This is a genomic window from Mucilaginibacter achroorhodeus (assembly GCF_007846095.1).
Lineage (GTDB): Bacteria > Bacteroidota > Bacteroidia > Sphingobacteriales > Sphingobacteriaceae > Mucilaginibacter > Mucilaginibacter achroorhodeus.
Genome location: NZ_VOEI01000001.1, coordinates 851,388 through 870,289 on the forward strand (window position 1 = coordinate 851,388; position 18,902 = coordinate 870,289).

The 18,902-nt window shown below is 42.8% G+C and carries 17 protein-coding genes; 10 read left to right on the forward strand and 7 right to left on the reverse strand.

All coding sequences use genetic code 11. The features are described from left to right. Window positions 1-9: 9 nt before the first annotated feature. From FPZ42_RS04000 to FPZ42_RS04010, 3 genes are all read left to right on the forward strand, one after another. Window positions 10-288, forward strand: a complete 279-nt coding sequence (locus FPZ42_RS04000) for a DUF3098 domain-containing protein (RefSeq protein ID WP_146269183.1) — start codon at window positions 10-12, stop codon at window positions 286-288. Continuing rightward, window positions 288-1,082, forward strand: a complete 795-nt coding sequence (locus FPZ42_RS04005) for an undecaprenyl-diphosphate phosphatase (RefSeq protein WP_146269184.1) — start codon at window positions 288-290, stop codon at window positions 1,080-1,082. The genes FPZ42_RS04000 and FPZ42_RS04005 overlap by 1 nt, the downstream gene beginning before the upstream one ends. 159 nt (window positions 1,083-1,241) lie before the next feature. Beyond that, complete coding sequence (locus FPZ42_RS04010; protein WP_146269185.1) at window positions 1,242-3,083, forward strand: DEAD/DEAH box helicase; 1,842 nt, start codon at window positions 1,242-1,244, stop codon at window positions 3,081-3,083. 97 nt (window positions 3,084-3,180) lie between these two features. Here FPZ42_RS04010 and FPZ42_RS04015 read toward each other — a convergent pair whose 3' ends face one another. The 5 genes from FPZ42_RS04015 to FPZ42_RS04035 form a co-directional block, all read right to left on the reverse strand. Continuing rightward, window positions 3,181-3,510 (reverse strand): hypothetical protein, encoded by a 330-nt coding sequence (locus tag FPZ42_RS04015; RefSeq protein ID WP_146269186.1) that lies wholly within the window; start codon window positions 3,508-3,510, stop codon window positions 3,181-3,183. A 56-nt stretch (window positions 3,511-3,566) separates the two neighbouring features. Then, the gene (locus FPZ42_RS04020) at window positions 3,567-3,914 is read right to left on the reverse strand and encodes a hypothetical protein (RefSeq protein ID WP_146269187.1); all 348 of its coding nucleotides are present in this window, start codon (window positions 3,912-3,914) and stop codon (window positions 3,567-3,569) included. A 26-nt stretch (window positions 3,915-3,940) separates the two neighbouring features. After that, window positions 3,941-4,948: an NAD(P)H-dependent glycerol-3-phosphate dehydrogenase gene (locus FPZ42_RS04025; protein WP_146269188.1), complete on the reverse strand. Its 1,008-nt coding sequence runs from the start codon at window positions 4,946-4,948 to the stop codon at window positions 3,941-3,943. An 879-nt stretch (window positions 4,949-5,827) separates the two neighbouring features. Then, the gene (locus FPZ42_RS04030) at window positions 5,828-7,162 is read right to left on the reverse strand and encodes an efflux RND transporter periplasmic adaptor subunit (RefSeq protein WP_146269189.1); all 1,335 of its coding nucleotides are present in this window, start codon (window positions 7,160-7,162) and stop codon (window positions 5,828-5,830) included. Between the two features lie 20 nt (window positions 7,163-7,182). Beyond that, window positions 7,183-8,628: a TolC family protein gene (locus FPZ42_RS04035; RefSeq protein WP_146269190.1), complete on the reverse strand. Its 1,446-nt coding sequence runs from the start codon at window positions 8,626-8,628 to the stop codon at window positions 7,183-7,185. 91 nt (window positions 8,629-8,719) lie between these two features. On the opposite strand from FPZ42_RS04035, the gene FPZ42_RS04040 reads away from it, so the two are divergent. From FPZ42_RS04040 to FPZ42_RS04050, 3 genes are all read left to right on the forward strand, one after another. Then, the gene (locus FPZ42_RS04040; protein ID WP_146269191.1) at window positions 8,720-9,352 is read left to right on the forward strand and encodes a polysaccharide deacetylase family protein; all 633 of its coding nucleotides are present in this window, start codon (window positions 8,720-8,722) and stop codon (window positions 9,350-9,352) included. A 122-nt stretch (window positions 9,353-9,474) separates the two neighbouring features. Then, window positions 9,475-10,566, forward strand: a complete 1,092-nt coding sequence (locus FPZ42_RS04045; protein WP_146269192.1) for a serine hydrolase domain-containing protein — start codon at window positions 9,475-9,477, stop codon at window positions 10,564-10,566. A gap of 154 nt (window positions 10,567-10,720) precedes the next feature. Further along, window positions 10,721-11,524 carry an alpha/beta hydrolase gene (locus tag FPZ42_RS04050; protein WP_146269193.1) on the forward strand — a complete coding sequence of 268 codons (804 nt, stop codon included), beginning with the start codon at window positions 10,721-10,723 and terminating at the stop codon, window positions 11,522-11,524. 18 nt (window positions 11,525-11,542) lie between these two features. On the opposite strand, the gene FPZ42_RS04055 is transcribed toward FPZ42_RS04050, so the two are convergent. Next, on the reverse strand, window positions 11,543-12,004 hold the full coding sequence (locus FPZ42_RS04055; RefSeq protein WP_146269194.1) for an acetyltransferase: 462 nt from the start codon (window positions 12,002-12,004) through the stop codon (window positions 11,543-11,545). Window positions 12,005-12,177: 173 nt separating this feature from the next. Between FPZ42_RS04055 and FPZ42_RS04060 the strand changes: the two genes are divergently transcribed. From FPZ42_RS04060 to FPZ42_RS04075, 4 genes are all read left to right on the forward strand, one after another. Further along, window positions 12,178-14,691 carry a PIG-L family deacetylase gene (locus tag FPZ42_RS04060; protein ID WP_146269195.1) on the forward strand — a complete coding sequence of 838 codons (2,514 nt, stop codon included), beginning with the start codon at window positions 12,178-12,180 and terminating at the stop codon, window positions 14,689-14,691. 64 nt (window positions 14,692-14,755) lie between these two features. Beyond that, window positions 14,756-14,956, forward strand: coding sequence for a hypothetical protein (locus FPZ42_RS04065; protein WP_146269196.1), 201 nt, complete (start codon window positions 14,756-14,758; stop codon window positions 14,954-14,956). A gap of 111 nt (window positions 14,957-15,067) precedes the next feature. Beyond that, window positions 15,068-16,774, forward strand: a complete 1,707-nt coding sequence (locus FPZ42_RS04070) for a sodium:solute symporter (protein WP_146269197.1) — start codon at window positions 15,068-15,070, stop codon at window positions 16,772-16,774. Window positions 16,775-16,831: 57 nt separating this feature from the next. Continuing rightward, window positions 16,832-17,773 (forward strand): cation diffusion facilitator family transporter, encoded by a 942-nt coding sequence (locus FPZ42_RS04075; RefSeq protein ID WP_146269198.1) that lies wholly within the window; start codon window positions 16,832-16,834, stop codon window positions 17,771-17,773. Between the two features lie 60 nt (window positions 17,774-17,833). Here the strand turns inward: FPZ42_RS04075 and FPZ42_RS04080 are convergent, their stop codons facing one another. Continuing rightward, window positions 17,834-18,691: a DUF2911 domain-containing protein gene (locus FPZ42_RS04080; protein WP_146269199.1), complete on the reverse strand. Its 858-nt coding sequence runs from the start codon at window positions 18,689-18,691 to the stop codon at window positions 17,834-17,836. Between the last annotated feature and the right edge of the window lie 211 nt (window positions 18,692-18,902).

Genomic DNA, 18,902 nt, shown 5'->3' on the forward strand with positions numbered 1-18,902 from the left:
ATTAAAAAGATGGCATTAAGAGAAACAAAAACAACAGGTAAAGCTGCAACACCAGCAGCAAAAAGCACCGAAGCGCCTGTGAACACCATACCTGCACAGTTTGTATTCAGTAAAAACAACTACATGTGGCTTATCATAGCCATTGCGGTGGTTGCCTTTGGCTTTGTGTTAATGAGCGGCACCACTGATATTTACAGCACTACCAAAATTGTGATAGCGCCCATCGTAGTTTTAGCCGGCTTCGGCATCGGTTTTTATGCTATCCTAAAAAAGCCAGCCGCTAAATAATGAACATTATACACGTTATAGTCCTTGCTATTATTGAAGGGCTAACCGAGTTTTTACCGGTATCCTCAACCGGGCACATGATCATTGCATCATCGGTAATGGGTATAGCAACAAATGATTTTGTAAAGCTATTTACCGTTGCTATACAGTTAGGTGCTATCCTATCGGTGATCATTTTATACTGGAAGCGTTTTTTTCAATCGGTTGATTTTTATATTAAACTCATCGTAGCGTTTATTCCCGCCGCTGTATTTGGCTTGCTTTTCAGCAAAAAGATAGACGCGCTATTAGAAAGTGCACTTACCGTAGGCATCACATTATTTATCGGCGGTATTATCCTCTTGTTCGTAGATAAATGGTTTAACCACGCGGATGTAAAAGAGGAGAAAGCGATAAGTTACCCAACTGCGTTTAAAATAGGCCTGTTCCAGTGTCTGGCCATGATACCGGGTACCTCACGCTCAGCAGCTACCATTGTTGGTGGTATGGCGCAGAAGCTTAGCCGTAAGGCAGCGGCAGAATTCTCTTTCTTTTTAGCCGTGCCTACTATGTTTGCCGCAACCGGCAAAAAACTGTATGATTTTTACAAGGAAGGGCACCGCTTTACCGGCGAAGAAATTAAGCTATTGGCCGTGGGCAATATCATAGCTTTTATAGTTGCATTATTAGCTATCAAAACGTTTATTACCTTTTTAGAAAAACGTGGCTTCAGGTTATTTGGCTGGTACCGTATATTGGTAGGCGGCGTTATTATTATCCTGTATATGACCGGGCACAATCTGGAAGTGATATAAATTTGGCAATTTATCTGCCTGATTTTCTGTTTTTTACACTTTAAAACTGCAATCCTACTGTCATCATTGTTAAATTGATGGCCAATATTTGATTTACAAAAAATTAAACGTACTTTTGCACCCGATTTGGCGATGTTGCCAGATTCGTTATTTTAATTCATGAACAACCCATTTATTGAACTGGGAATCCGTCATGATATTGTTAATGCCATCTCTGAATTAGGATTTGAAAATCCTACTCCAATCCAGGAACAGTCAATCCCGGTATTGTTAACAGGCAGCAACGATTTTGTCGGATTAGCCCAAACCGGGACCGGTAAAACAGCTGCCTTTGGACTGCCGTTATTAGAACTATTAGATTTCGAAGAAAATCATCCGCAGGCTCTTGTTTTATGCCCAACTCGCGAACTTTGTTTACAGATCGCGAACGACATTAACAACTACGCCAAAAAAATGAACAACGTACATGTTGTTGCCGTTTATGGCGGTGCAAGTATCAGCGATCAGCTGCGTCAAATTCGTCGCGGTGTGCAGATCGTTGTAGCTACACCAGGCCGTATGCTGGACATTATTAACCGTAAGGCGATAGACTTTTCGCAGGTTAAGTATGTTGTTTTAGACGAGGCAGATGAAATGCTCAACATGGGCTTCCAGGAAGATATTGACAATATTTTATCAACCACTCCCGACGAGAAAAAGACCTGGCTGTTTTCGGCCACTATGCCTGCTGAGGTAAGAAGAATTGCAAAAAAATACATGGATAACCCTTTTGAGTTAACCATGGGTACTAAAAATACAGGTAACGCTAATATCGAGCATGAGTACTACGTAGTACGTGCCCGCGATAAATACGCTGCCTTTAAACGCATTGTTGACAATAACCCTGAGATCTTCGGTATCGTTTTTTGCCGTACCAAAATTGAGACCCAGGAAATTGCAGAAGCGCTTATTAAAGACGGTTACAACGCCGATTCTTTACACGGTGACCTTTCGCAGCAACAACGCGACAAGGTAATGAAACGCTACCGCGAACGCAGCCTGCAGTTGTTAATTGCAACTGACGTTGCAGCACGTGGTATTGATGTTAATGACGTTACACACGTAATTAACTATTCGTTACCTGATGAGATAGAGAACTATACACACCGTAGCGGCCGTACTGCACGTGCCGGTAAAACAGGTGTATCTATCGCTATTGTAAACAGCAAAGAGCTGGGTAAGATACGCCAGATAGAGCGTGTTATTGGTAAAAAGTTTATCAAGGCTGAGATACCTTCTGGTTTCGACGTTTGCGAAAAACAACTTTTTGCCCTTGTACACAAAGTACATAATGTAGAGGTTAACGAAAGCCAGATAGAGCAATACATCCCGCGTATCATGGATGAGTTTGCCGAGCTGAGCAAAGAAGAAATTATTAAACGATTTGCATCGCTTGAGTTTAACCGCTTCTTAGAATATTACCAGAATGCACCGGATCTTAACGCCCCTGCTGATGATTTCCGCAGCAGAGAAGGCGCAGCTCAAGGCGATCGCTTTAACCGCGATGGCATGCGTTCAGAATACACACGCCTGTTTATTAACTTAGGCAGTGTTGATGAGTTTAACCGCGGCGATCTGCTGGGTTACATTTGCAACAACGCTAAGATAACCGGCCGTAACGTTGGTAAAATTGACGTTAAAGGTGTTTACTCTTTCTTTGAAGTAGTTAATGCCGATGTAGATAACGTAATGAACAACTTTAAAGGCATTGACTTTAAAGGCCGTCCGGTACGTATCGAGATATCAGGCGAAGGTGTTAGCAGCAGCAACCGTGGTGGCGGTGGTGGCCGCCGTGAAGGTGGTTATCAGAAACGCGAAGGCGGTTACCGTGGCGACAGGCGCGAAGGCGGCGAACGCCGCGAGACAAGCTTTGCCGGTGCCGGCGCTAACAGCGGTGGTGGCTTCCGTGATTTTAGTGGCAAACGCCGCGAAGATCGCCCGGAGCGCCGCAAAAGGTTTTAGTTTAGTTTAAGTATGCCTGCGGTTTAAAACCGCATGGCATCATGTTTTAGTTTTGTTTTTTCATAAAGCCTTCCGCCACAAACGGAGGGCTTTTCTTTTATTTACTAAACTCAACAGCCACAGTATCATCAGGCATAACCAGGCTAAGGCTACGGTCATCAAGTTTCTTGATCACAAATTTGGTGTAAGGCTGGTTGCCTTCAAAAGAAGTGAATATGGTATCGGCTTTCATAAAATAATCCTCGGGGATGGGCGCCTCACCATCTGCCATGGTAAATTGCTTATCGGTTATTTTAAGGGTGATAGCGCCGTCTTTAGATTTCCACGTGCCATGCAATCTTTTATCGGTTTTTGTATTGGTATGGCAAGCGCTCATGCCCAGTACTGCGCCGGTTACGTGTATAAATACGAGTGCAAAAGTTTTCAATATGGTATAGGTAGTTAATAAAAGCACCCGCTTAAACGGGTGCTTTTATATTGTTATTACATTTCTGCCGGTTTGTTTTTCAACCGTGCTTTAGATACGTAAACATGATGGCCTTTTTTGTTTACGTAGTAGTACTTAGAGTCCTTATCGATGTAAATAGTTTGTCCTTGTGGCCCTACTTTATCATCGTATTTTTTATCAGCAACAGCCGAAGCGCCTTTTGAAGCAAGCTCCGCAGTTTTATTACCAACTGTTTTACCGGCTTTTTTGGTAGCTTTCCAACCTTTTTTTGCTGTCATACCAACCTTTTCGCCAAAGGTGGTGTCTTTGTGGGTTTGTGCCATAGCCGACGATGCTGCAAACAACGTAGCAGCAAACAAGGCTGTTTTAAATAGTTTTTTCATGATCGGATATTAAATTAACTACCCTATCAACTCAATTTCTCTGCCAATTTTTGCATTTCTATTGCAGGCGAGGCCTTCTTGTACAAAATAGCGTAAACAGCCTCGCATATAGGCATTTCTACCTTGTATTGTTTATTCACCTCGTGTAGGCAATTTACTGCATAGTAGCCTTCTGCGATCATGTTCATCTCCAGCTGCGCCGACTTAACCGTATATCCCTTACCTATCATGTTACCAAATGTACGGTTGCGGCTAAACTGCGAGTATGCGGTAACCAGCAGGTCGCCAAGGTAGGCCGATTCTTTAATGTCCCTGTCAATAGGGTGTACAACGTTTACAAAACGCTCCAGCTCACGTATGGCATTTGATATCAATACCGACTGGAAGTTATCGCCATAACCAACTCCGTGGCATATACCGCTGGCCATGGCGTAAACGTTCTTTAATACAGCACCATATTCAGTTCCGTAGATATCATCAGACACAACGGTTTTAATGTACCGCGTGCTTAGCATACCTGCAAATGCAGCAGCAAGCTCTGTATCCTGGCAGGCAATGGTAAGGTATGATAGTTTTTCAAGCGCTACTTCCTCAGCATGGCAGGGACCACTGATGACCAATATTTTTTCAAATGGCACCTGGTACGTTTCATGCAAAAATTCACCGATGATCTTATTCTCATCGGGTACGATACCCTTAATGGCCGATACGATGTTTTTGCCCTGCAGATCTTCTGCTGTTATGCCCGTTAATGCCTCTTTTAAAAAAGCCGCCGGTACATTCAGTAATATAAAGTCGGCGTCACTGATCAGTGGTTTGATGTCAGTTCCTATATTCTCTGCATCAAGTTTTATTTCAACCGAGCTTAGGTAATGCGGGTTATGACGAAAGTTTTTAATGTAGTCCGCTGCCTCAGCGTTACGCATCCACCATGATACCTCTTTAGGCATGGTGTTATCGGTAAGCATTTTGATGTTAGCAGTAGCCCAACTGCCTCCGCCTATAACAGCAATTTTATTGATTTGCTTAAGCATGTATATGATTAATGTCCCTCTCGGCCATTCGGTTTGCCGGTGCCGCAAATTAGTGAAATTATACGGAGAAGCCGAAAGGATTTACATTCGTCATTAGTTGTTCTTGATAGTGTTTTAGGTAGCCAAAGGAATCACAATAGAATGTAGGCCTTTGCTTTGATCAACGTCAGCCCGCTCATTGCCGCGGAGGGCTACTTCATTTGTCTTGATACAAAAGAAGCAAAAGATCAAGTCAGCAAAGAGGCTTCTTTTCCGCACAAGGCCTTTGCCCTGCAAGCTGCCAGAACCACGGGCTGCAAAATCTTGCCGCCACTTCGTTCGCTTATAGCCCCCGCTTCAGGCAAGTATTGCTATGCCCCCTACCAACGCACAAGGCCGCTATTGTTCTGCCCGCTTTCGCCCCGAAGCTTTTTTGCTGCCGAGAAACTCCTTTTTGTCATTCTGAGCGAGAGCGAAGAATCTATAATACACCGCGCATTAATATAGATGATTCGTTCCTCAGCATGACAGGGTTACTAACCGCTTAGCAATGAACTTAACGTAACCGAACTCATGCGGCCTTCGCAAAAGGCGGTAAGCACAGGCATTGCTCAAGCAGAAACTTAAAAGCATTTTGCGGCAGTCGCGAGTTTTCTTTTTGGTACTTTTTCTTTTGCGGAAAAAGAAAAAGTACATCCACTAACGATCATAAAGCTACTACCATTCCCAACGAAGTACTACCTACGAGATTATTGATGATTTTATTTTAAGTTATTGTATCAATGAGCTCCCTAAGGTCGGTTGTCCGCGCTATCGCTCGTAATGACATGGTGGAGAAACATACAAAAAAAGGACAAAGTCTTTTATCCTTTGTCCTTACATCCTTAATCTCTTAAAGACTTATTTCTTAGTATCGGTAAACAGCTTTGATTTATCAACCTTCTCTACCTGCATGCCATCATTTAGCGTTTTGGAAATAGCTGCAAACGGCGCTGATACAACTTCTTCGCCGCCTTTAAGGCCGGAGAGTATCTGTATGTAAGTATCGTCCTGTATGCCGGTCTTTACTTCAACCTGTTTCACTTTAGTGCCTTGCAAAACAAAAACGTATTCTTTGGCCGGTGCTTCAGAAGCTTTCTTTTTGTCGTCGTCACCCTCTTTAACGGGTGCTTTTTCTTTCTTTTTATCCTCGCGGGTAGTTACTGATTGTATTGGTACAGATAAAGCCTTCACGTGATTTGTATTGATATCAACCGTAGCTGTTAACCCCGGGCGGAATGGCGAATGGTTCTCCGCGTTCTTTTTAAGGATATCCATATAAGATTGCGCAGTGATCCTAACCTTTACCGTAAAGTTGGTTACCTGGTCTGCATTGGTACCTACCACATTGGCCGAGCTGCCGATCTCTATCACCTCACCCTCGAATTTTTTTCCCTGGAAAGCATCAACCTCTATCTGCGCTTTATTACCTACGCTAATGCGGTTGATGTCGTTCTCGTTCACATCAACGTTAACATCCATTTTGGTAAGGTCAGATATGGTCATGATCTCGGTACCGGCAAACTGCTGGGTACCTAACACGCGCTCGCCTTTTTCAATAGAAAGCTTTGAGACCACGCCATCAACCGGTGCATAGATAGTGGTCTTTGCCAGATTATCTGATGCTTCCTTAACAGATGCCTGTGATTGCTCTAAACCAAATTTCGATCCGATAACATTTTGGCGTGCTGCCTCAAGGGCTGCTTTTGCACTTTCATAATCGGCCTTGATTTTATCAAATTCGGCTATGGTTAACACTTTTTTATCAAAAAGTTCCTTGCTGCGTTTATAGGTTGATTGTTGATTTGCAAAAGACGCTTCAGATTGCTTAAGCATTTGTGCTGAGTTACCAACGCTGGCCTTTTGCGTATTATAAGATGCAACGGCACGCTCGTAACCCGATTTTAAAATATCCGGGCGGATACGGCACAGCAGCTGGCCCTTCTTAACCACATCACCTTCCTTGATAGGCAGTTCTACCACCTCGCCCGATACTTCGGGACTAATCTTTACAGCAATATGCGGTTTTATCTTACCACTGGCAGATACGGTTTCATTAATATCACGACTTTCGGCTTTTTCAACGGCAACCTGCGTTAGCTGCGGTTTACCGATAATGCCTGCCGCCTTTAGTACAAACAGCAGTACAATTAGGCCGCCAACGCCGAACAGAATATATTTGGTAGTTTTTCCCATGATTGTTTTGGGTTATAAATTTATAGGGTTATAGGGTTTCCGAGATAGTAGTCAATTACCTTATTTCTGAATACCAGTTCGTACTGCGCGTTGATCATATCAAACTGCGATTTATTTAAATTGGTAAGCGAAGTATTATAATCAAGCGAGTTAACCAGACCGACGTTATAGCGCTGCTGTATCACGTTAAAGGCTTCTTTATTGGCTGTATAGGTTTGCATAGTGCTTTGATATTTTTTGTTAGCTGCCTGCACATCCCAAACTGCCTGATAAATTATCTTACTTAAATTGTTACGGGCCAATTGCACGCCAACAATGGCATTCTCGTTAGTGATCTTTGCCTTTCTGACTGAAGTACGCGCTGTGAAACGGTTAAAGATGGGGATCTGCAAGCTTAACCCAACCGATTGGTTAAAGTTATCACCAAATTGCTTAAAGAACCTGTAGTTTGAATATACAGGGTTAAGGCCTTGTATGGTTACCGGGTTAGCGGTATTGCCACCAACAAAGCCAACAGTATCTGCCCGGCCGTTAGGTACAACGCCCGATACCAGTTTACGTGCATCAGAATAGTTAGAACCTACCTGGCCAAACAACACAATGCTTGGGTAATAATTACCACGTGCTACTTTAATATCCTGCGCAGTAACTTTTTGGCGTGCTTCGGCAAGGCCTACATCCGGGTTTACTGCCAATGCTGTTTTCAACACTTCTTCGGCGTTAAACGAAGTTGCCAACTGGCGAAACTTACTGATATCCGGTTTTTCAAAGCTTATGGGTGTTGCCGGCGGCATTTCCATGTACTGCTTAAGGGTTAGTATGGATAGCTCCAGTTGGTTCTCAGCCGTAGTATAATTCAGGTCGGCGGTAGATTGCTGGGCTTTGGCCTGTGCCAGATCTGCCAGGGTTTGGTTACCCACATCAAAATTCTTTTGTGCACGGTCTACCGTTATTTTGGCCACATCAATTTGCTGCTGTGCTGCGGTTACCAGGTCCTGGTTGGTTAATATTAAAAGGTATTGCGTTACCACGTTCAAGATCAGGTCGTTCTTAACTTTGGTGGTATTGCTGCGGTCAACATTAAGCAACAATTTATTCTCGATGATCTGGTTGCGCAACTGCCCGCCCTGGAAAAGTGTAACCTGCGATGTAACGTTTCCACTTAACGCAAAAATACGCTGGTTGATGAACTGGTTGGTAGAGGGGTCGATATTACGGCCAAAGTTGAAAGATGCCTGCGGGCCTGCGGTTAAGTTTGGCAGCAGGTTATATTTTGATTGTTTTAAATTCTCTTCAGATAATGCCTCGCTAAATTGCGCCTGTTTAATATTCAGGTTACGCTCAAGGGCAAGGTCAATGGCGCGCTGCAGGGTTATAACTTCCTGCGCTTTGGCCGTATAATTAAAGCCACACAATGCAATAAGGCAAGCAATAGTTACTTTTGTGACTTGTAAGTTTAGTTTCATATTAATTGTGTACAATTGTAAAGTAACTGATAATTACCTTGCGAGCCTTACATTAATTTGTATTAAGCAAAGCAGCTAACTTTGTCTCAGAATGTACCTGGTTAAGACCCCCTGGTGGTTAAAAAAACTTTATCCGCAGCTGATCTGGAATGCCGAACCGGGTACCCGTTCCATTTTTTTGACTTTTGACGACGGCCCCATACCCATTGTTACACCTTTCGTTTTAAATATTTTAAAAAAGTATGATGCAAAGGCTACCTTCTTTTGCATTGGCGATAACGTACGCAAACATCCTGATATTTATAAAGAGGTAAAAAAAGCAGGGCATTCTATCGGTAACCATACCTATAACCATTTACGCGGCTGGGACACCGATGACCAGGTTTACCTGGAGAATTACCTTAGAGCTGATGAGATAATGGATACCCCCCTGTTCCGCCCGCCTTATGGCCGTATCAAGCGGTCGCAAGTAAAACTTTTGCAACAGGCAAGGCCGGATATTAAGGTTGTTATGTGGGATGTGCTAAGCGGCGACTTTGACATCGGCCTTAAAAAACATGAGGCGTTGGATAATGTGCTCAAAAATACCGGCGACGGTTCTATAGTGCTATTCCATGATAGTGTTAAAGCCTATCTTAAAATGGAATATGCTTTGCCAAAAGTGTTAGAACATTTCAGCGAACAAGGCTATACTTTTAAGGCCTTGGATAGTGCCTCAATTTGACTTAACTTTTCCGCCAAGGATCAAGTATTCGATTAAAATATCATTTCAGTAAATATGCTGGCTATATTTAAAATATCTTATGTATGGCTTTTGAATTGTAACTGAAATAGACCTTTCCAAAAATGAAACGAATTGTATATCTGATCCTGGTTATTTTTTCGCTCATTACAAATTGCGCCAGCGCCCAATTTAAACATCTTAACCAGGTACTCGATTCATGCATCCGACATAGAAACTTTAACGGAGCAGTGTTGATTGCCAAAAAAGGCATTCCGGTTTACGTTAAATACGCTGGCATAGCAAACCGTCATTACAATATCCCGTTTTCATCCAAAATACGGTTTCAAATCTTCTCTGTCACTAAAACTTTTACTGCCGTACTCATTCTTCAATTGTATGAACAGGGTAGGCTGATTCTTGATTCTACCATATCGGCTTACTATCCTGAATATAAAGGCGAGGCTGCGCATAAGGTTACCATCCGTAATCTGCTTACCTACAGCAGTGGTCGCTATCTAAAGGAGATGGATCCGAAATATATTCCCGAAGCTTATGATCAGAATCTCTGGCCTGTGGATACCTTTATTAACCGCTACTGCTCAGAAAAGCTGATTGATACGCCCGGCACCAAATTCAACTACAGCAACGGCGACTATATTATCTTAGGGCGCATTATCGAAAAGTTATATAATAAACCTTTTAAAGAAATATTAAGCCAGCAGATCTTACAACCGCTGCACATGGATAACTCCGGTTTTTACGGGCACGAGGATATCATCCCTAATTTGGCTGAAGGCTACTATCATAATGGGGATGATGTAAATGCCATCATCATGCCGACAAACCACTATATTGATAATCATTTCTCCGCAGGTGCCATGTATTCAACACCACAAGATCTGCTTAAATTTGATAAGGGCATTTTCGGTTATCACCTATTAAAAAAACAAACTGTTGATCTGATGATGACAGCTTACCCTAAGTTGGGCGATGTTGCATTTGGAGTATGGGTATATCCTCGTAGAATAAGCAAATTTAACACCATCTTTATGGAGCGGCAGGGCGGTGGGTACGGTAATGAATCTAACTGGGTGCATCTTACCGACAGAGATATCACTTTAATTTTGTTACGCAATACAGACACCGCATCACTTAACCAAATGCGTTTAGATATTCTGAATGCTTACTTAACTGATACTGTTATTAACCGCTGATGATGCTGGGGTATAACTGGCTTAAATGACAGCCGTCGTACAAAAAAATTTAATATTGCCTGAGTAGTGAAGATGATCATCGTTAAAACAAGTGAATACAAACTGAGTAACTACCAGGCTTTGCAATAGCCGCATTTATACTTAATTTAATGACATGCTAAAACCTCGCCTTAAGCTTTTAACGCTTATAATACTTACTTTGTCTTCTGTGAGCATTGCACAGGACACCGCCAGGATCGTAACAGAGAACATCCATATCCCGCAACTAAACCGCGACCGCAGCCTGCGTATCTATCTGCCGGCAGGCTATACTTCTTCAAAACAAAAATATCCGGTTATATACATGCACGATGGGCAGAACCTTTTCAGCGGTACAAAAGACCCTGCATTTAGCTGGTATATCGATTCGTTATTAAAAACCTATCCTGCAAAAAAACAAGCGATAATTGTAGGCATTAATAACGGGCCTAACCGCATTATGGAATATAATGCATGGGATAGCAAGTATGGCAAACAGGAGGGTGTTGCATACACAGATTTTATTGTAAAAACCCTTAAACCGCATATAGACAGCACTTACCGAACATTAAAGGATGCGAAGCACACGGTTATATCAGGCAGCTCGATGGGTGGCTTGATATCCATGTACGCAGCGGTTAAGTATCCGCAGGTATTTGGTACGGCGGGGGTATTCTCTCCATCATTCTGGATAGCACCTGATATGTATAAAATGGTATCAACAGAGAAACCTATTACCAAAAATCGTTTTTTCCTGGCCTGCGGCGATCAGGAAGGTGACGAGGCATCCTATGTGGCGCGGATGGACAGCCTGTTATCAGCTAAGGGATTTGATCGTGGTCATGTGCCTGCACCTTTGATCTTGAAAGATGCTAAACATAATGAGGCCCAATGGCGTAAAGCCTTTGCTGTGTTCTACGCCTGGTGGATAAAGCAATAAGGTATAACGTTATTTAGCCTACGGCCGAAGATAATCTGATAGTTCGTAATTTAATTCCATATTTAAAATAGGATACGGTTTGCCTGCTCCGTCAATTTCGCTGCGACCAATTACCCTGAAACCCAAACGCTCATAAAAGCCCAGCGCCTGCTGGTTCTGTTCGTTAACATCAACCTTGATGATATTCAGCTGTACAATTGCATGATCTATCAGTAGTTTTCCTATACCTTTTCCCCTTGCCTCCGGGTGCACAAATAACGCCTGTATCATTTCCTCACCTATGGCTATAAAACCTTGAATGTCGTTATCATCGGCAGCACAGTAAACCTTAAGTAAGGGCAGGTAGGTAGCAACCAACGGCCGATAAAATCCGATATCTCCTTCAGCAAGAAAATGGTGCGTTGCCCTTACAGATGCTTCCCAAAGATCAAGCAACAACGGGTATTCACTAATTTGTGGTTGGCGGATGGTAGTCTGCATACGCTAAAGATAAAAAAATTAACCTTAGGTATAGCTTCTTAATTTATAAACTACCGTTCACGGTGTTCACGAGTGTTCATGGCGTGAACGTGAACACCTCGCACCGTTATCAAAGCATACGTTTTACAATTAACTTATATATATCACGCTATCTTTCAGATATATTTGCGGGCATGAAACGCCTATTGCCGTTAACATTTACCCTTTTGATAGTTTGCTCAAGGGCCTTCTCCCAAACCGCACCACCATCTGATATCGGTTCTATCAAACAAAATCTTAAAAAGCTTAACGTACTGGGTAGCGTGCTGTATATAGCAGCCCACCCGGATGACGAGAATACACGATTATTGGGTTACCTGGCTCAGGAGAAACATTACCGTACCGGTTACCTGTCATTAACCCGCGGTGACGGCGGACAAAATCTAATAGGAACAGAACAAGGCGAATTGTTGGGCTTGATACGTACTCAAGAGCTATTGGCCGCCCGCAGGGTAGATGGCGCAGAGCAGTTTTTTAGCCGCGCTAACGACTTTGGATTTTCTAAAAATCCCGAAGAAACTTTAAAATTTTGGGACAAGGATAAAGTGCTGGGCGATATGGTATGGGTGATACGCAACTTTAGGCCCGATGTGATGATATGCCGTTTCCCTACAACAGGTGAGGGAGGCCACGGCAACCATACGGCTTCAGCTATATTAGCACAGGAGGCATTCAGTGCCGCCGCCGACCCAAAGCGCTACCCGGAGCAATTAAAATATGCAGGCGTTTGGCAGGCAAAACGTTTGTTGTGGAATACGTTTAGTTTTGGTAGTGTTAACACCACCTCGCCGGATCAGTTTAAGATAAATGTGGGTGGCTATAACCCTATATTAGGTAAAAGCTATGGCGAAATTGCAGCAGAAAGCCGCAGCAATCACAAAACGCAGGGCTTTGGCTCGGCACGCCAGCGTGGCGATGCTTTTGAGTACTTTAAAACCATCTTAGGCGATGCCCCAAAAACCGACCTGATGGACGGCGTAGATGTTACCTGGAACAGGATCCCTTTTGGTGCCGGTATAGCCACTAAACTTAATGCCATTAACAAGGCATTTAACAGCGATGCACCGCAGGCTTCAGTAAAATCGCTGGTAGACCTGTTGGGTGATATTGACCAAACCGTAGCTACCAACAAAGCTTTCCAAACTGTAAGGTTAACCGAAGTAGCCAACTCAAGCTACGATTACTGGCACAAACAAAAAACAAAAGAGCTTAAAGACCTGATAGCGCAGTGTGCTGGTTTGTGGTTTGAGGCGTACGCTAAAGAGCCCGTTTATGCGGTAGGAGATAAAATCGATGTTCAACTACAGGCGATAAACAACGGGGAAATACCAATCAAACTTTTTGGCTTTGAAAATTCGGACACATTTATTGGTCATGCAGATAGTACCTTGAAAAAAGGCGAGCTAAAGAATTGGGGTTATACCTTACCCGCTGAAAGGGTCTCACAGCCTTATTGGCTGGAGTCGCCACGCAGTTTAGGCAGCTATGCTATAAATGATGACAAAAAGGTTGGTAACCCGGAGAACCCGGATGCCCCGGCCATTTGGTTTAGCTTCAATATCTACGGCAAAACGCTCCGTTATAAACGTGTTATCGATTATAAGTACGTTGATCCAGCTCGCGGTGAGATCTATCAGCCATTAGAAATAACTCCTCCGGTAACGGCCAACATTGCCGAAAAGGTTTACATTTTTAACAGCACGCAACCACAAACAGTTCAGCTTAAATTAAAGAGCTTTACCAACGTTAGTGGCAGCATTAACTTAAAGCCGGTCAACGGCTGGAAGATCAGCCCGGCGAAGATTGATTTTAGCAACAAGCAAAAAGGTGATGAATGGGCTGCGGCGTTTAGCATTGCACCTAATGACACTAAAACCAGCACGGCGCAATTACAGGCAGAAGTGATTGCGAATGGTAAAACTTCCTCGCAAAGCATTTTAGATATTCGGTATAACCATATCCCTGCTATCACAATTTTTCCGCCGGCAGAGGCAAAATTGGTGAGCATCGACCTGAAAACAGCTGGCAAAAAAATAGGCTACATTCCCGGCGCCGGCGACCTGATCCCAGAGTCGTTACGTGAAGTTGGCTATGATATGCACATTTTAAACGAAAATGAAATTGCTAACAGCGACCTGTCGGCATATGATGCCATTGTACTTGGCGTGAGGGCATTTAATGTTAACCAACGTATTGCATACCAGCAGCCGCGATTAATGGAATATGTAAAAAATGGTGGTAATGTAGTGGTACAATACAACGTAAATAATGGCTTGGTCACCCGCGATATAGGGCCTTATCCGTTCAATATCGTAAACCAGCGCGTTACCGAGGAAGATGCGAAAGTAACACTTACCGATCAGCAGAACCCGGCGTTAAATTATCCAAACAAAATAACAGATGCCGACTTTAACGGATGGATACAAGAGCGAGGCCTTTATTTTGCTGACAATATAGACAATAAATATGCTACCCCGCTACAAATGAACGATACCGGGATGGCACCCAACAAAGGTTCTCTTCTTGTAACAAATTATGGCAAAGGGCGTTTTGTGTATACATCGCTGGCTTTCTTTAGAGAATTGCCTGCAGGTGTACCTGGCGCTTATCGCTTATTTATAAATTTATTGAGTAAGCCTAAAAACTGATAATTGCATTAGGCAGCAATTGGTTATTAATTTAAATTTGCAAGCATTATATAATTAACATACTATGTCACATCATCATCACCCACATCACGAAGAAGAAAAAAGCTACGATTATATCTATTACCTTGTAGCATTGGTATGTGGTTTATTTGTAGGCGCTGTTATTGAAAGAGGCTTTATCTGGATACCTGTTGGTGGTGTTTTAGGCTTATTAACTGCAGCCATCTTCATTAAATTTTTAGTGAAAGGCCGTGAAGAGGTCTAACGAAACAGACCTTCCTTCATTCATAAAAAACTGGAACCAGTTTTACGGTATAGTTATCGTATGGCTGGTTTTTTTAATTTTTATATTTTGGCTCATTACAAATGCATTTGAATGAGCTTAACCGATTGGATAGTTCTTGCCCTAACCCTCCTGGGTATTGTTAGCTACGGCATCTGGAAAAGTGGTCGTAGTAATAACATAGATCATTACCTGGCCGGCGACCGCTCCTTACCATGGTACCATGTAGGCCTTTCTGTTATGGCAACGCAAGCCAGCGCTATAACTTTTCTATCGGCTCCGGGGCAGGCTTACAGTGATGGGATGCGCTTTGTACAGTTTTACTTCGGCCTGCCGCTGGCTATGATCGTGCTGTGTATCACCTTTGTGCCTATATTCCATCACCTTAAGGTTTACACCGCGTATGAGTTTTTAGAGAAACGGTTTGATCTTAAAACCCGTGCTTTAACTGCATTGCTTTTCTTGATACAGCGTGGGCTTTCAACTGCCATCACTATTTATGCCCCAGCCATTATCCTATCGGGCATATTGCATATCAATACCACTTACACTACACTTTTCATCGGCGGACTGGTACTTTTTTACACCGTTTACGGTGGTGCTAAGGCAGTATCGTATACGCAACTGCTGCAAATGAGTATCATTTTTTTGGGGATGTTTACTGCTGGTTGCTTTGTGGTATACCTGCTGCCGAAACAAGTTGGCTTTATTGATGCCATAAAGATTGCCGGTACCGAAGGCCGCATGAATATCATTGATTGGAAATTTGATCCCAATAACCGATATAACATCTGGAGCGGCATCATTGGCGGTTTCTTTCTGCAGCTCTCCTACTTCGGCACTGATCAAAGTCAGGTTGGCCGATATCTCACGGGCAGCTCAGTTGGTCAAAGCCGTTTGGGCCTCATCATGAATGGGCTTATGAAGATACCCATGCAGTTTCTGATACTGCTTTTAGGTGTGCTGGTTTTCACGTTCTACCAATTTAATCGCCCGCCGGTTTTTTTTAATAATTACGAAGTTGAGCAGATAAAGAAAACGCCATATGCAAATGCGTTTAATAAACTCGAAAGCGATTATAATAAAGCCTTTGCTGAAAAGAAGGCTATAGTAGAAACCTTTAGTAAGGCCGAAAAAAGTGCCGATAATTCCCGGTTAGTTTCTGCCAAAGCTGCGCTCAAAACAGCTAATGCCAATCTGGATACTATCCGCAAGCAAGCGGTAAGTGTGATCAAAAAAAGTAGTGGTAATGATAATGTTAACGATACAAATTATGTGTTCTTAACCTTTGTTACGCAATACCTGCCTAAAGGCTTAATTGGCTTGCTTATCGCCATCATATTTCTGGCATCAATGGGTTCAACGGCCAGCGGGTTAAATTCCCTTGCTTCAACAACCGTAGTTGATATCTACAAACGCGTTTTGAAACCCAACGCATCTGAACGGAATTATGTGATGGCATCAAGGCTATCTACATTATTCTGGGGATTAGTTTGTATAGGTATGGCGCTCTACGCAAGTAAGATAGGCAACTTGCTTGAGGCTGTGAACCAGTTAGGCTCTTACATCTACGGCACAATTTTAGGCGTTTTCGTAGTTGCCTTTTATCTAAAAAACGTAAGAGCAACGCCGGTATTTATAGCGGCAGTAATTACGGAGGCCATTATTTGCGTGATGGGTTATTACGAAACGGTTGCCTACCTTTGGCTTAATGCAATTGGCTGCATAGGAGTTATCATCATTGCTGTGATCATCAACATCGCTACTCCAGGCAACAAGTCTGATCTGATAAAAGCTTAAACTAATTTCTGAAACAGAAATGCCGTTTTAAACTTTTAGTAGTTACACAACTGCTAAATGGCTAAAAACAGAAAATCAATATATAGTGCGCTTATTGCCAACCTGCTTATTGCTGTAACCAAATTTATAGCCGGAGGGTTCACCAGGAGTTCTTCGATGATATCAGAAGGTATCCATTCTTTAGTGGATACCGTAGACCAGGTTTTATTGCTCTACGGACTTAAGCGCAGTAAGAAAGAACCCGATGCCACCCACCCGTTTGGGTATGGTAAAGAACTTTATTTCTGGTCGTTCATTGTATCTATATTAATATTTGGCTTAGGCGGAGGCATTTCGATATATCAGGGCATTCAGCATATTATCCACCCAGAACCCGTAGAAAACCCGCTTTGGAATTATATTGTATTAGGCCTGTCGCTGATATTTGAGGGAAGCTCATTTATCATTGCGGCCAAGGAATTTAACCAGGTGCGCAACGGCCTTAGTTGGTGGAAAGCCATTGTTAAAAGCAAAGACCCAAGTAGTTTCCTGGTTTTGTTTGAGGATGGCGCGGCGGTTTTAGGTTTGCTCATCGTATTTGTACTAATGGTAATAGGCCATAATTTTAACTTGCCTTATCTGGATGGCGTTGCATCAGTTTTGGTAGGATTGTTACTGGTATTTACATCGGCGATATTGGCCCGAGAAAGCCGGAGCTTACTGATGGGTGAAGGCATTGCACCCGAAACACAACGTAAAATACGCACACTTGCTGAGCAGGACGAAGCTGTTATCAAAGTTGTAAATTTGCTATCGACATACCAGGCGCCTGATGACGTGATACTAATGCTGATCATCGATTTTGAACCGGCTATTGACACGGAGGATATCACTGCATCAATAGAAAGGATCCGAAAAACTATTAAACAAGCTTACCCGTTGATAAAGCTTGTATTCATCCAGCCACAAACTTACAGCCTTTTGCCCGGCAGCTTTGTAAGCGAAATAAAAAAGCCCTGAGATTTACCCAGAGCTTTCTATTATTTGCCGATTATCGGAGCACTACTGTTTGCATCACTATTAATTTTTAGCCTGATCAATAACTGCTTCGTTCAATCTAACGTATTCATCATCGTTGCTTGCTTTTGCAAGTTTGATACCTTCTTGCGCGGTTGCTATGGCAGCTGCCCTATCACCCATCTTTAGCTGTATACGAGCTTTCCATAATTTGAACCATGGTGCTTTTGGCTCAAGCTTCTCGGCTTCAATAGCCCATTGCATTGCTTTTTTTAGATCCTTATCGTTTTCGTAGTAATACTGTATCGCGTTGAAATAAGGGCGCTTCCTGATCTCGCCCTGCATCAGTTTTTCGATGTTGGCAGTTATCTGGGCATCGTCATCAGTTTGCATACTGATAGGCACTGCGGTATGGTCCCAAATAATGTACATATCTGTACTTTTTGTGGTAGAGTTAGCAAAGGCGATGGTAAAGGTCTCGCGTTTCTCCTTTACATTGATAGGCTTAACCGTAAAACGCAGGTAATCATCAGCCTGTTTATAATCGTAAGCACCCCACTGTTTTACCGTTTTATTAAGGATAATGGTCCACTTATCTTTTTCAGGTATACTAAACAAAGCATAGGTGCCTGCAGCCACTTTATGGCCTTCTAACATCACATTTTCAGTAAAATTGATAGTTGTGGCGGCATTGGCACCTGTGCGCCAAACTTGTCCGTATGGGTTAATGCCACCAAATATTTTGCGGCCTTTTACATTTGGTCGCGAATAGGTTACTGTAATTTTCCCTAATCCAAAATCCTGTATAATGGTTTGAGTAGAACTTGCTTCCGGGATGCGCGGTTCCTGCTGTTGCGCAAATAAATTTAGGCTTGCACACGTTAAAAACGCAGCAAAAAGATATAGTTTGGCTTTTCTCATTATTGTATTTTACCACTAAGGTAATAATTGAAAGATGATTTTTTAATGAAAAGGTTTAATTGACAGTTATGAAAAAGGGCTAAAAAAATAAAAGCCCTCCAGACTTGCTCCGGAGGACTTTCAACCTAAACCTTATCACAATTAACCGGTAAGTTTACCGGTATGCTTAGTATTTAACAAAGACTGTACCAAAGTTTAGCATTTGTATCCA